Source organism: Rhizobium sp. Root1204, assembly GCF_001424965.1.
Classification (GTDB): domain Bacteria; phylum Pseudomonadota; class Alphaproteobacteria; order Rhizobiales; family Rhizobiaceae; genus Pararhizobium.
Window position 1 is genome coordinate 1 of record NZ_LMCZ01000005.1, and the last position, 13,961, is coordinate 13,961.

The window sequence follows — 13,961 nt, forward strand, 5'->3', positions numbered from 1 at the left end:
ATCCTTGCTCCCAACGTTGGTTTTGACCAGTGCGTCGAGAGGCGAGACTGTCGCATCTCTAACTGGCCCAACTGTCGCATTACTAAATAGCCCTTACAAGAGATGATCGCGTAATCTATCTTATGGAACCAAAGTAACGTAGGATGATCACCGGACAATCAGCCCGCAAACCCCGTCAGAAAAGACGTCAGATTGGCGCTGAGTTCGTCGCAGAGATAACCACCTTCCTGGACGATGACGGTCGGCAAGCCAAGATTGCTGATGGCTTGGGCAATGCGGGCAAAGCCTGGCGTCGAGACGGAAAGCCCACCGAACGGATCACCTTCGAACGCGTCAAGGCCGAGGGCAACAACCAGCGCATCCGGCGCATAAGCTTCGATGCGGCGGTTGGCAGCGTCCAGGGCTTCCAGAAATCCGGCGTCGGCGGTCTTGCGTGGCAGCGGCAGATTGTAGTTGTAGCCCAGACCCAGGCCCTCGCCGCGCTCGTCGGCATTGCCCCAGAAGAACGGATAGAACCGCACCGGATCGGCGTGCAGCGACACCGTCAGGACGTCGCTGCGGCCGTAGAAGATTCCTTGCGTGCCGTTACCGTGATGCAGATCCACGTCAAGGATGGCGACACGTTTCGACGACGTCAGCAAATGCTGCGCGGCAATGGCGGAATTGTTGAGGAAGCAAAACCCGCCAGCGACGTCGGCAAAGGCGTGATGGCCCGGCGGGCGGCAGAGTGCGTAGGTATGGCGTGCACCGGCCAGAACCGCTTCGGCCGCTTCTACCGCACTCCAGGCACTCCAGCAGGCGCTGCCCCATGTGTCGGCGGAGATCGGGCAAGCCGTGTCGGCCATATGGTAGCCGGCCTGGCCGACAGCCGAGGCCGGATAGCGTCCGGTCCGCGCCAACGGATGAATATTCGGGATCACCTCCTCCGAGGCGCCCTCGATCCGCTGCCAGCGGAGAAAAATGTTCTGCAGGAATTCGAGATATTCCGGCGTGTGGACAGCAGCGATCGGTTTCAAGCCATGATCACGCGGCCTAATGATCTCGGATCCGGCGGCTTTTGCGCCCTCCAGCAGGCGTGCGATCCGCTCCGGCTTTTCCGGATTGGGCTGCGGCGCACCGCTGGAGAGGAACATTTTCGGATCGTGCTTTGCCTGCTCTTGCGCATAGAAGGTCTTCATACCCATTCCTCAAACCCCGCTTTCGTGCTGTCCCGCTAGTGCTTCGAACGTCTCGCCATAGGCCGCATGAATCCGTTCTTGCTCGGACCAGGCAAGTCCCATTCGCTCGTAGAAATGCTGCGCCGAAACATTCTTCGCATCCACCGACAGCCGCAGATAGGTGCCTCCCCCCGCGTGGACATGCGCTGCGGTGTGGCGCAGAAGCGCCACACCGATGCCAGCGCCCCGAAAGCGCTCTTCGACGACGATGTCCTGAATATAAGCGCCCTTTTGTCCACGCCAGGTCGAGAAGCTTTGGAAGAACAGACACATGCCGGCAAATTCGCGGTCAATTTCGGCAAGCAGCACCATAAACGCGGGCTGCGGGCCAAAACCATGCTTGCGAAGGTCTTCCGGCGTTGCCGTGACTTTGCCTTCAGCATCGAGATGCCGGGCAATGCTCAGCAAACCGGTATGGATGAGATGCACGTCTTCAGCCGTTGCGACACGGATTTCGACGCCCTGGTTCGAGACATCCGCCATCAGAAGGCCACCCGATCGCCGCCCTTGAGCGCCAGCATGGTACGTGCCTCCTCCGGCGTCGCAACCTCCAGCGACAGGGCTTCAAGGATGGTGCGGATGCGGCTCACCTGCTCTGCATTGGACTTGGCAAGCTCCCCCCGTCCAAGATAGAGGCTGTCTTCCAGCCCGACGCGAACATTGCCGCCCATCGCAGCTCCCATGGTGATCAATGGCATCTGCTGGCGGCCCGCCGCCAGCACCGAGAAACGATAGTCGGCGCCGAACAGCTTGTCGGCAATGCGCTTCATATGGCTGAGATTATCGGGATCGGCACCGATGCCGCCGAGAATGCCGAGCACGAACTGAATGAACAGCGGGCCCTTTACCAGCCCGCGATCATAGAAATGCTTCAGCGAATAGAGATGGCCGACGTCGTAACATTCGAATTCGAAACGCGTGCCACACCCCTCACCCAGCCGCTTCAGAATGTCTTCGATATCGGCAAACGTGTTCTTGAAGATCGTGCCGCGCGTCGCCTCCAGAAGCTGCGGTTCCCAGTCGTGCTGCCATTCCATGCCGGGCTTGGCGAGCGGGAAAATGCCGAAATTCATTGAGCCCATATTGAGCGAGCACATTTCCGGCTGCGCCTGCAGCGATGCCGCCAGCCGCTCGTCCAGCGTCATCAGCGAACTGCCGCCGGTCGAGATATTGATGACGGCATCGGTTGCCTGCTTGATGCGTGGCAGGAATTGCATGAACACAGAGGGATCAGCGGTCGGCCGTCCATCGGCCGGGTTGCGGGCATGCAGGTGCAGGATCGATGCGCCGGCCTCCGCCGCAGCGATCGCCTGTTCGGCGATCTGGTCCGGCGTTACCGGCAGATACGGACTCATCGACGGCGTATGGACGGAGCCGGTAACGGCGCAGGTGATAATGACTTTGTTCTTCATGATCCCGTTCTCAGCCGTTGACCGGCAGATCAAGTTCACGTGCCAGCTGTTCGAAGCTATCGCCCAGGATCGAGACCATTTCGCCGATTTCCGCCGCTGTAATCACCAGCGGCGGGGCAAGGATCAGGTTGTCAGCCTCATAACCATCACCGCGAATCCGGCGGGAGTACAGGATCAGCCCCTTGTCGTAAGCGATATCGAGCAGCCGCTGGTTGGTCGCCTGCGCTTTCGGGAAGGATTTGAAGGTCACCGGATCGGCGACGAGATCTGCACCGATCAGGAGCCCCCTGCCGCGGACTCCGGCGATGAAGGGGAAGCGCTTCGACAGGTTTTCCAGCTCGGACTTCAAGAGATCGCCCATTGCGGCAGCATTGGCCTCGACGCCGAGCCGCTCCATCTCTTCGAGGACTGCGAGGCCCGCAGCACAGGCGAGCGGATTGCCGGCATAGGTATAACCGTGCTGGAAGCCACCCATGTCGAGCACCGGCTTTACCAGCTTTGCCGAGGCAGCCATGGCGCCGAGCGCCGCATAGCCGGAGCCAATGCCCTTCGACAGCGTGATGATATCCGGCTTGCAATTCCAGTGATCGCCGCCGAGATATTTGCCGGTGCGCGCAGCACCGCTCATGACTTCGTCGTGGATCAGCAGGATACCGTATTTGTCGCAGATCTCGCGGATGCGCGCAAAATAGCTGTCGGGTGCAACCAGGGCCGCTGTTGCCGCGCCGCCGATCGGCTCCATGATGAAGGCAACGATGCTTTCCGGCCCTTCGGACAGGATTTTTTCTTCCAGCATATCGGCATAGCGCAAACCACGCTGTTCCATCGTCAGGTTGTCGCGATCGCGATAAGCTGTCGGTGCCGGGATGGCCGGCATTGGCTGAATCTGCGGCGCAAAGGTTTCCGTCAGTGCCAGGTCGCCGGTAACGCCAAGCGCACCCATCGTGCCGCCGTGATAGGACGGAAACCGGCAGATGACCTTCCAGCGCTTCGGCTGATTGGTGGCAACAGCCCATTGCCGTGCCAGCTTGATCGCCGATTCCACCGCTTCCGACCCACCGGAAACGAAGAAGATCCGATCCAGATCCCCGGGCATTTTTCCGGCAAGACGCCGGGCCAGCTCTTCGGCCGGTTGGTTTTCGAAATGCAGCCGATAGGCGAAACTTGTCTTCTCCATCTGCCGCTTCATGGCTTCAATGACATGGCGGTTACCGTGGCCGATATTGCTGACCATCGGCCCGCTGGAGCCGTCGATGAAGCGGCGGCCGTCCTCGGTCCAGAAATAAATGCCTTCGGCGCGGTCGACCAGCGGCCGGCGCAGGCGCGTGACATAGAAGAGATGGGATGCGGGCCGCTCGTTGGCTTGGATGTTCATGATGCTCTGCTCTGGCTGAATTTATCGATTGAGATAGCGGTTAAGCACATTGGCGGTGACGCGCTCCACCATGGCGTCCTTCCGCAGCAGGCCCGCCACCCATTCGCAGGTTCCGGCGTGGAAAACCTCGCCCTTCCCCCGCTTGAAATTGATGATCATCCCGTTGCTGTAGCGGACTTTTTCCATATTCTCGTCGGAGGCTTCGCCATAGAGGGTTTCGGCGATGAAGCGGCCATCCTCGTCGCCGAAGAACAGGTCTTCGCGCGTCAGGATATCGCTCTCTTCGACCTGGCTTGCCATACCGAGCGCGAGGATTTCCAGTCCTTCCGGCGCGCCGCTGTCGGCTGTTGGATAAGGCAGTCCATGACGGATTTCATAGGCGAGACCATCGACTTCGTAGCCGTAGATATGGCTGTCGGCTCCCAGAAGGTCACCATAGAACAGGCCGGTTCCGGCAAAAGCCCAGTGACGCGGCCGGTAGATCGGGAAGCCGCGAACGCCGCGCGGCGCACAACCGCCCCAGCCGGAATAGACGCCATTCGTCGCGTTGAGCCCGAAGGTCAGCGCGCCGGGACGGCCAATTTCGGGCGCTTCCCAGGAATTGGTGGCACGGGTGACGTCGCCGTTTTGGTAGATCGGGTCTTCCTTGCGGGCCACATATTTGTAGCAGACCTGCCGCTGCCCCTCATCTTCCAGCCGCGTCTGCCACATGAAATTGCCGGCAAAGCGCGCCACATGCCCGCCCTGATCGACATAGGCGTCGACGGCGTCGCGCATTTCCCAGGTCCAGTATTCGTCATGGCCAACGAAGACGACGCAGTCGTAGTCGTTCAGTATATCCGGATCGTTGTGCAATTCGTGCTGGCTGGCGAGATCGACATCGTATCCCACCCGCTCGGCCCAACGGAAAAACTGACTGTCGTAACTGGCCCAGCCGGACGAGGTGTATTTCTTCGAATAGCCGTTGGCAAAAGCCCATTCCATATGCGGATAACGCGGAATGGTGCCCGGCGGCAGGCTTACTTCCAGCGGCACACGGGGCGCATCCGGCGGCAGTACCACGAAGCCACGGCAAAGCGGCCGCTCGATACTGACAGTGGTGGCATACTTGTCGCGGTTCGGGCCAGTGATGCCCTGATAATGGTTCGATCCACCCCAGGTATTATAGGCTGTCCAGGTGCCGGTGGCGGCAACCTGCAGGATCCGGCCTGGCTTTGGACCGGGTTTTGGCAGGACAATGATCATGTGGTGACACTGGATCGGCTTGCCGTCGCGTCCCTCGGCCGTCAGCGTGATGCGGTAGGCGCCAGATGGCCAGCTGTCGTGAACCTGGAAAGCAAAGGTCGGTTCCCAGCCGCAGCCGAGCACGGAGACCTGATCAGGCGTTTCCTGCCAGGCCGTGGCGATATCATCGGTGCCATAAACGCTTGTCTCGACCGCCCCGTCGCGGACGATCTCCAGCCGGCAGGAGGACGCTGTCGAGCTGATGTGCAGATCCACCATCTCACCGGGCGCATAAGCGTAAGCGCGCGTATAGCACCAGATCTCGCCACGCTCGCCGTCCATGCCCGGATATTCGTAATAGTGACCGCGCACCGCCTGATGCCGTTGCTCGGCGGTCAATCCGAAATCGGGGAAAATTTGGGTAGTATCGGTCACGTCACGCCTCGCTGGGTCTCCGGTGACGACGATCAAACCACAATGGACTTGGCCCGACAAATACATTAGGTGAAGGACCAGCATTCACCAAATGAATGAGGCAACTATGCTCAGCCCGAGACGCCGTTTCGTCTGGGAGATCGACTGGAACCTTCTGCGCACCTTCACGGTGATCGTCGAAGAAAAGAGCCTGACAGCTGCAGGCAACCGCCTGTCGCTGAAGCAGCCGACCATCAGCAACGCACTGCGCCGCCTCGAAGAGCATATGGCCTGCCGCCTGATCGACCGATCCTCCAACCACTTCCGCATGACGTCAGCTGGCGAACGGCTCTACGCGGAATGTCTGACAATGTTTTCGATCGTCACCGGCCTGCCCGATCTCATCAAGGACGACCCCGACCTGGTCACCGGCCATGTCGAAATGGCCTTTGCCAGCCATATCGAATGCCCGTTCCTTGATCGCTTCCTTGCCGATTTCCACAAGACCTTTCCGCGGGTCAGCTTCTCGACCACCGTTTCCGCCAGCCAAACGGTCATCGACAATGTCCTATCCGGCGAGGCCTGCCTGGGCATCTGCCTTGCCCACGAAAAGCACCCGGAACTGGACTACACCGTGCTTTATCGCGAACATTTCGGCTTCTTCTGTGCGCCCGGCCACCCGCTGTTTGGAAAGCGCGACACCGATATTACCGAACTCGCAACGCTGGACTACGTCTCCTTCAAGACGGATCAACTCGGCGGTGCCTTGGCGCCAATCGCTCGCCTACGGCAACGGGAGAATTTCAATGGGCCGGTGCTGGGGCTCTTCACCAATCTCGAAGAAGTCAAGCGCCTCATCAAGGTCGGGTTCGGCTTCGGTCCCTTGCCGATCCATGTGGTGGCAGCCGACATCGAGGCACGGCAACTCTGGCAATTGCCGCCCTATGAAAACCCGCCGGCTGCCGATGTCTATCTGGTCACCAAGCGTTCTGCGCGCAGCAGCAGGGCTGAGACCTTGCTGATAGACCGGCTACTCGCCGCCGTCGCGGCCGTGCCGCTCAGCGAACGGACATATCCGCGCGGAATTGCAAACCCCGAGCTTGAGAGTGCCTAGCACCTGCATTCCTCCACAGAATGGGACAGCCGCTCACCGCGATCCTCCCCCACCTCCGACTGTCAACCGTTACGCTGACCCACTCTGATTGGCGACCTCCAGCGCGGAAATGACTTCCGCGTCGCTCACCTGGCGGAAATCATCGTAAAAATGCCCGACGGCGCGAAAGACGAATGGCGCTTCGAGGCAGATGAGCGCATCAACGTTTCGCTCCAACTCCTCCAGGGAAACGGCCGGCGCAACCGGAACGGCCAGCACCAGTTCCTGCGGCCCCTGGTTCCGAATGGCCTTAAGCGCCGCCTTGACGGTGGAGCCGGTGGCTATGCCATCATCGACAACGATGACCACGCGCCCGGCAAGCGGGATAGTGTTGCGATTGCCGAGATAAAGCCGCTTGCGCCGCTCGATCTCCATCTGTTGCGATCTGCATATCGCCGAAAACTCCCTGTCGCGGATTCGCGCCTGCCGGATGACGTTTTCATTGCGAACGATGATTGGCTCTGGCCCATCCACAATCGCGCCCATCGCAAGCTCGGAATGGAAAGGCACACCGATCTTTTGGACGAAAAGGAGATCCAGCGGCGCATCAAGCGCACGGGCAATTTCCGCAGCGACGGCGACGCCGCCACGCGGAAGCGCAATCACGACCGGGCATTTTCCGCGGTAACCTGTCAGTGCAGCAGCCAGTCTGGAGCCTGCGTCCTTGCGGTTTGCGAATGACATCTCGCACCTGTCCGTTTCAACCGCAGGAATACTCCAGCCCCGATGCGGTGTGGCCAGTTTAACCTATCGCCGGGCAGGGCGCCATTTCCACCATCCCGACCGGTATTCGTCGCGCCAGCCATTCCAATGCCCCCCGAACCGTAATCCGCCCCTTGACGCACTCCTTGCAATTTGCATTATTGCTCAGATGTCAGACCAATTCTGGTTTTAACTAGAAAGCGGACAGTGATGCAGAAGGATGCAAGAGCGGCACTCGCCCCCCTGCCCCCGGCCGACCGGGCGCAGCAGGTGACAGCAGCGCTTGCGGACTATATCCAGCGCTCCAACCTCGTTCCCGGCGACCGTCTTCCGGCCGAGCGAGAGCTGATGAGCGCCCTTGCCGTCGGCCGTTCGACCATCCGCGAGGTCATCCGCCATTTTCAGGCGCTCGGTGTCGTCGAGGCCCGCAAGGGCAGCGGAACCTACCTGCTGAAGCCGATCTCCGGCAGCACCATCCACATGCCGCTATCGCTGGAAACGACGCATCTGCGTGATGTGCTGTTGATGACGCTGGAAGTGCGCCGGGGTATCGAGGCGGAAGCTGGCATGGTTGCAGCCCGCGTCCGGACGCCGGAAGACGTGCGGATGATCGAAGAAAAGCTCGATGAGATGGAGCGGGTGCACCTGTCCAAGGGTACATCCGGCCCGGAAGACCTGGCCTTCCACCTCGCCATCTATGACGCCACCCACAACCCGCTGTTCAAGCAATTGCTCGAACAGATGCGCGGCGCTTTCGAACGCTTCTGGGAATGGCCTTTCGACCGGCTGGATTTCGCCCGCCGCTCCTTTCCATTCCACCGCACCCTCTTCAATGCGATCGCTGCTCAGGACCCTGAAGCCGCGCGCGCTGAAACACTGAAAATCCTCGCGATCGTCGAGGAAGACATCAAGGAAATGTCCAAATGAGCAACGGGTTTGATCCGTTCGAAGATGCCTCTCTCATCGTCACCCATGACGTGAGCAATGCCTATGACGCCGTTGTGCCGCCGATCGTGCAGACGTCGCTGTTCACCTTCACCGATTATGACGACATGGTCGCGTCCTATCGCGGCGAAAAGGTCCGGCCGATCTATACGCGCGGCCTGAACCCGACCGTGCGGATCTTCGAGGAAATGTTGGCCAAACTTGAAGGTGCTGAAGACGCTATCGGCTTTGCCAGCGGCATGTCGGCGATCTCCTCGACGGTTCTGTCTTTCGTCGAACCCGGCGACCGCATCGTTGCGGTCAAGCATCTCTATCCCGATGCCTACCGCCTGTTCGGTACGTTTTTCAAGCGCATGGGCATCGAGGTTACCTATGTCGATGGCCGCGATGAAGAAGAGGTCGCCAAGGCCCTGCCCGGCGCGAAGTTTCTTTATCTCGAAAGCCCGACGAGCTGGGTGATGCAGACCCATGATGTCGCAGCGCTCGCAGCCTTGGCCAAGTCGCACGGCATTACCTCCGCGATCGACAACAGCTGGGCAAGCCCGGTCTTCCAGCAGCCGATCTCGCTCGGCGTCGATCTGGTCATTCATTCCGCTTCGAAATATCTCGGCGGTCATAGCGACGTCGTCGCTGGCGTTGTTGCAGGCTCCAAGGAACTGATCGGACGCATCCGCTCGGAAGCCTATCCCTATCTCGGCGGCAAGCTGTCGCCGTTCGATGCCTGGCTTCTCATCCGCGGCATGCGCACGCTGCCGATCCGCATGAAAGCGCATGAGCAATCCACTGTCGAGATCACCAAGCGTCTGCAGGCGCATGATGCAGTCGAATCGGTGAACTATCCCGGCCTCGCCAATCATCTGCCGCCCGGCCTCAAGGGCACATCCGGCCTGTTCTCGTTCATTTTCAAGGAAGGCATCAATGTCCGTACCTTCTCGGATCACCTTGAGCTGTTCAAGCTCGGCGTCAGCTGGGGCGGGCACGAAAGCCTGATCGTGCCGGGCGAAGTCGTCCTCTCGCAAAAAGCACAACCTAATTCCGCGGTCGCCTTCGGCATCAGTCCGCGGTCGGTACGGCTCCATGTCGGCCTGGAGGGAACGGAGGCCCTCTGGAGCGATATCGAAGCGGCAATCGCTGCCGCAGCGATAGGCTGACACGACAGCATGCAACCCAACCAACAATAAAAGGGAAACGAAAATGAGGAAACTGATTGCCGCGACCATGGTCGCCACGCTGATGGCAGGCACAGCTCTTGCCGACACCAAGCTGAAGCTGGTTGAAGTCATCACCAGCCCGGAACGTACCGAAACGCTGAAATCGATCGTCGCCAAGTTCGAAGCCGCCAACCCCGGCACGACGGTCGAGATCATCTCGCTGCCCTGGGGCGAAGCGTTCCAGAAGTTCGCCACCATGGTTTCTGCAGGCGAAATCCCAGACGTGATGGAAATGCCCGATACCTGGCTGTCGCTCTATGCCAACAATGGCATGCTTGAAAGCCTCGAGCCCTACCTGAAGACCTGGGACCAGACGCCTGAACTGACCGATCGCGCGCTCGAACTTGGCCGCGACATCCAGGACACGGCCTATATGCTGCCTTACGGCTTCTATCTGCGCGCCATGTTCTACAACAAGAAGATCTTCGCGGAAGCAGGCGTCGATGGCCCGCCGAAGACGATGGACGATTTCGTCGCCGCCGCCGAGAAGATCAAGAAGCTGCCGGGCAAATATGCCTATTGCATGCGCGGCGGTCCGGGCGGCCTCAACGGCTGGATGATGATGGGCGCCACGATGGCGGGCGACAACACCTACTTCAACGCCGACGGCACATCGAAATTCTCGGAAGAAGGCTGGGTCAAGGGCTTCACCTGGCTGATCGACCTCTACAAGAACGGCTATGCGCCGAAGGACAGCGTCAACTGGGGCTTCAACGAGATCGTCGCCGGCTTCTACACCGGCACCTGCGCGATGCTCGACCAGGATCCGGACGCGCTGATCGCCATCGCCGAGCGCATGGACGCGGCCGACTATGGCGTCACCACCATGCCGAAGGGTCCGTCGGGCAAGACATTCCCGACCATCGGCTTTGCCGGCTGGTCGATGATGTCGGCGAGCGCCAACAAGGACCTGTCCTGGAAGCTGATTGCCACGCTCGAAGGCCCGGAAGGCAATATCGAGTGGAACAAGAAGATCGGCGCCCTGCCGGCCCTCAAATCCGCCGAGAAGGATCCTTTCTTTGCAACGGATCAGTTCAAGGGCTGGTTCGAGGAACTGGCCGACAAGGACGCCATCCCGACGGTGATGCCGACCTATCTGGAAGAGTTCGCCTTCTTTAAGGATTCGATGGCGATCAAGACCAGCCAGGAAGCCATGCTCGGCGATATCACGCCGGAGGAAATGGCCAAGCAATGGGCTGACTACATGACCAAGGCTCAACAGAAGTTCCTCGCGAGCAAATAAGTCATCAGCCTTTAACCGCAGGCACCGGCATGATGCCGGCTGCCTGCGGCCCATTCCCCTGACGGAAAAGCCGGCACGCCTCCCCGCGCCGCAAACTGGAAATATTTGACGATGGCTTCACATGCAGCAGCCCGCAATGGCGGCGCGCGCAGGGACCAGCGGCCGCTGAAGAAGCGCCTTGCCGATGCCTCCGCCCCCTATCTCTATAGCGCGCCCGCGCTGATCCTGATCGTCACCGTCATGCTGGTGCCGCTGGTGCTCGGTATTTCCTATGCTTTCCGCGATATCCAGCTGCTCAATCCCTTTTCCGGCGGCTTCATTGGGCTCGATCATTTCAAAACCCTGTCGCAAGACCAGAATTTCTATCGGGCCTTGAAGAACACGCTGTGGTGGACAGGCTGGTCCGTGCTGCTGCAGTTCGTTCTCGGACTGATCCTCGCGCTGTTGCTCGACAAGCCGTTTGCCGGACGCGCCATCGTGCAGGCGCTGGTCTTCCTGCCATGGGCAGTTCCAAGTTTTCTTGCCGGCCTCAACTGGGCCTGGCTGTTCAACCCCGTCGTCGGCCCCATTCCGCACTGGCTGTTTTCGCTCGGCTTGATGAGCGAGCCCTACAATATCTTGTCCGATCCGCAGCTTTCCATGTGGGGGCCGATCATCGCCAATGTCTGGTGGGGCATCCCGTTCTTCGCCATCACGCTCCTGGCGGCCCTTCAAGCGATCCCGCGTGATCTCTACGAGGCAGCCAGCATCGATGGCGCCGGGCCAGTGCAGCGATTCATCTCGATCACCCTGCCCTTCCTCGCCCCGACCATTGCCATCACGGTGCTGCTGCGGACAGTGTGGATTTCAAACTTCGCCGACCTGATCATCGTCATGACCAATGGCGGACCGGCCGACCGCAGCCAGATCGTCGCCAGCTACATCTTCACCCAGGCCTTCAAGCGGCTGGATTTCGGCTATGCCTCAGCCATCGCACTGGTGCTGCTGGCGCTTTTGATCACCTATTCGATGCTGATCGTGATCCTACGTCAGTGGCTGTTGAGCAAGGATTGAGATCATGACCGGCAAACGCATCGCCTCCATTCTCGCGCACCGTCTAGCCATTCTCGCCTATGTCGTCTTCGCGCTGTTCCCGCTCTACTGGTTGTTGAAAGTCTCGGTCACTCCCAACAAGCTGCTCTATTCCGAGGGCATCAGGATGTGGCCGTCGCAGACCAGTTTCGAGCATTTCGACTTCGTCTTGAAACACAGCGAATTCCCGACCTTCTTCAAGAACAGCCTGATCGTTTCCGGCTCGACGGCGATCATCGTCACCGTGCTCGCCTCCTTGGCGGGCTATGCAATGTCGCGCTTCACCTTCCGTGGCAAATACTGGATCGTGACGCTGATGCTGCTGACCCAGATGTTTCCGCTGGTCATGCTGGTGGCGCCGATCTTCAAGATGCTGTCGCCACTCGGGCTGACCAACAGCCTCACCGGCCTCGTCATCGTCTACACCGCCTTCAACGTGCCGTTCGCCACCTTCCTGATGCAGTCTTTCTTCGACGGTATCCCGAAGGATCTCGAGGAAGCCGCGATGATCGACGGCGCCACCCAGTTCGTCGCCTTCCGTCAGATCATCCTGCCGCTGACGCTGCCGGGTATCGCAGCCACCCTTGGCTTCGTCTTTACGGCCGCATGGAGCGAGCTGCTGTTCTCGCTGATGCTGATCTCCGGCAACGACTCCGCGACTTTCCCGGTCGGGCTGCTTTCCTTCGTCTCGAAATTCTCGGTCGATTTCGGACAGATGATGGCGGCGGGCGTCATGGCGCTTATCCCCGCCTGCCTGTTCTTCCTGTTGATCCAACGTTACCTCGTGCAGGGCCTGACGGCCGGCGCCGTGAAAGGCTGATCCCATGGCATCCATCGATATCGCCGCCATCCGCAAATCCTACGGCATCCATCCGGTGCTGCATGGTGTCGACCTTGAGATCAAGGATGGCGAGTTCGTTGTCCTGGTCGGCCCATCCGGCTGCGGCAAGTCCACGTTGCTGCGGATGATTGCCGGCCTGGAGGCCGTCACATCGGGTGAAATCCGCATCGACGGCAAGCGCGTCAACGATCTTGCCCCGAAGGACCGCGACATCGCCATGGTCTTCCAGTCCTACGCGCTTTATCCGCATATGAGCGTCGCCAAGAACATGAGCTACAGCCTGCGGCTCAGGAAAACGCCGAAGGAAAAAATCGCTTCGGTTGTTGCCGGTGCCGCCAGCAAGCTCGGACTCGACCCGCTGATGGAACGCCGCCCGAAGGCTCTCTCCGGCGGCCAGCGCCAGCGCGTTGCCATGGGCCGCGCCATCGTGCGTGAACCGAAGGCCTTCCTGTTCGACGAACCGCTGTCCAACCTCGATGCCCGCCTGCGCGAACAGATGCGCGCCGAAATCAAGAAGATGCATCAGGATCTTGGCGCCACCTCGATCTATGTCACGCACGACCAGATCGAAGCGATGACACTGGCCGACCGGATTGTCGCCATGCACGGCGGCGTCATCCAGCAGGTCGGCAGCCCCCTCGAACTTTACGACAATCCGGCGAACCTCTTCGTCGCCGGTTTCATCGGTTCACCCGGCATGAACTTCTTCGAAGGCCGCTACATGGTGACCGGCGACAGCGCCAGCTTTGCGCTCACCGGCGGCGTCACGCTGCCGCTCAGTGGCACCGCCAATCTTATCGACGGCAGCCGCGCCACGCTCGGCATCCGGCCGGAACATGTGGTTCTGGGGGCCGAAGGTCCCGACGTCCTGAAGGCCACCGTCGATCTGGTCGAGCCGACCGGCTTCGGCATCATCGTTCACCTCAAGCTCGGCCCGGTCGCCTTCAAGGCCTTTACGCTCGACCGGCGGTTCCTGGGCATGCACGGTGAAGTGAATGTTAGGCTTCCGGTCAAAAACCTGCATTTCTTTAACGAGGCCGGACAGAAGGTCTGACATTCTGATCCGGAAGACGGGCTCAACGTCCGGTTTTGACATTGCGAGTGACTTTCAGTATTTTCAATATAAACAATAGTTTATGAGAAAACTCTGAAA

13 protein-coding genes are annotated in these 13,961 nt (G+C 60.0%); 7 read left to right on the forward strand and 6 right to left on the reverse strand.

Annotated features, from left to right (window positions below; translation table 11 throughout):
* Positions 1-158: 158 nt before the first annotated feature.
* From ASC96_RS06505 to ASC96_RS06525, 5 genes are read right to left on the reverse strand one after another with little or no spacing between them, the layout of a single operon-like run.
* Entirely contained in the window at positions 159-1,178 is a 1,020-nt protein-coding gene (locus tag ASC96_RS06505; protein WP_060502244.1) for a histone deacetylase family protein, read from the reverse strand.
* A 9-nt stretch (positions 1,179-1,187) separates the two neighbouring features.
* The gene (locus ASC96_RS06510) at positions 1,188-1,700 is read right to left on the reverse strand and encodes an N-acetyltransferase (protein WP_112834656.1); all 513 of its coding nucleotides are present in this window, start codon (positions 1,698-1,700) and stop codon (positions 1,188-1,190) included.
* Positions 1,700-2,632: a 3-keto-5-aminohexanoate cleavage protein gene (locus ASC96_RS06515; protein ID WP_112834662.1), complete on the reverse strand. Its 933-nt coding sequence runs from the start codon at positions 2,630-2,632 to the stop codon at positions 1,700-1,702. Before ASC96_RS06515 ends, ASC96_RS06510 begins: the two co-directional genes overlap by 1 nt.
* A gap of 7 nt (positions 2,633-2,639) precedes the next feature.
* Positions 2,640-4,004: an aspartate aminotransferase family protein gene (locus ASC96_RS06520; protein ID WP_060502246.1), complete on the reverse strand. Its 1,365-nt coding sequence runs from the start codon at positions 4,002-4,004 to the stop codon at positions 2,640-2,642.
* Positions 4,005-4,025: 21 nt separating this feature from the next.
* On the reverse strand, positions 4,026-5,663 hold the full coding sequence (locus ASC96_RS06525) for a N,N-dimethylformamidase beta subunit family domain-containing protein (RefSeq protein WP_060502247.1): 1,638 nt from the start codon (positions 5,661-5,663) through the stop codon (positions 4,026-4,028).
* A 106-nt stretch (positions 5,664-5,769) separates the two neighbouring features.
* On the opposite strand from ASC96_RS06525, the gene ASC96_RS06530 reads away from it, so the two are divergent.
* Entirely contained in the window at positions 5,770-6,756 is a 987-nt protein-coding gene (locus ASC96_RS06530; protein ID WP_060502248.1) for a LysR family transcriptional regulator, read from the forward strand.
* A gap of 69 nt (positions 6,757-6,825) precedes the next feature.
* Here the strand turns inward: ASC96_RS06530 and ASC96_RS06535 are convergent, their stop codons facing one another.
* Entirely contained in the window at positions 6,826-7,479 is a 654-nt protein-coding gene (locus ASC96_RS06535) for a phosphoribosyltransferase (protein WP_060502249.1), read from the reverse strand.
* 228 nt (positions 7,480-7,707) lie between these two features.
* Here ASC96_RS06535 and ASC96_RS06540 point away from each other — a divergent pair, with 228 nt between their 5' ends.
* The 6 genes from ASC96_RS06540 (at position 7,708) to ugpC (ending at position 13,862) form a co-directional block, all read left to right on the forward strand.
* Positions 7,708-8,424, forward strand: a complete 717-nt coding sequence (locus tag ASC96_RS06540; protein ID WP_060502250.1) for a FadR/GntR family transcriptional regulator — start codon at positions 7,708-7,710, stop codon at positions 8,422-8,424.
* Complete coding sequence (locus ASC96_RS06545; protein WP_060502251.1) at positions 8,421-9,593, forward strand: PLP-dependent transferase; 1,173 nt, start codon at positions 8,421-8,423, stop codon at positions 9,591-9,593. The genes ASC96_RS06540 and ASC96_RS06545 overlap by 4 nt, the downstream gene beginning before the upstream one ends.
* 43 nt (positions 9,594-9,636) lie before the next feature.
* The gene (locus ASC96_RS06550; RefSeq protein ID WP_060502252.1) at positions 9,637-10,896 is read left to right on the forward strand and encodes a sugar ABC transporter substrate-binding protein; all 1,260 of its coding nucleotides are present in this window, start codon (positions 9,637-9,639) and stop codon (positions 10,894-10,896) included.
* 111 nt (positions 10,897-11,007) lie between these two features.
* Positions 11,008-11,949: a sugar ABC transporter permease gene (locus ASC96_RS06555; RefSeq protein WP_060502253.1), complete on the forward strand. Its 942-nt coding sequence runs from the start codon at positions 11,008-11,010 to the stop codon at positions 11,947-11,949.
* Positions 11,950-11,953: 4 nt separating this feature from the next.
* Positions 11,954-12,787 carry a carbohydrate ABC transporter permease gene (locus ASC96_RS06560; protein WP_060502254.1) on the forward strand — a complete coding sequence of 278 codons (834 nt, stop codon included), beginning with the start codon at positions 11,954-11,956 and terminating at the stop codon, positions 12,785-12,787.
* Between the two features lie 4 nt (positions 12,788-12,791).
* Positions 12,792-13,862 (forward strand): sn-glycerol-3-phosphate ABC transporter ATP-binding protein UgpC, encoded by a 1,071-nt coding sequence (gene ugpC / locus ASC96_RS06565; RefSeq protein ID WP_060502255.1) that lies wholly within the window; start codon positions 12,792-12,794, stop codon positions 13,860-13,862.
* The last annotated feature ends 99 nt before the right edge of the window (positions 13,863-13,961 follow it).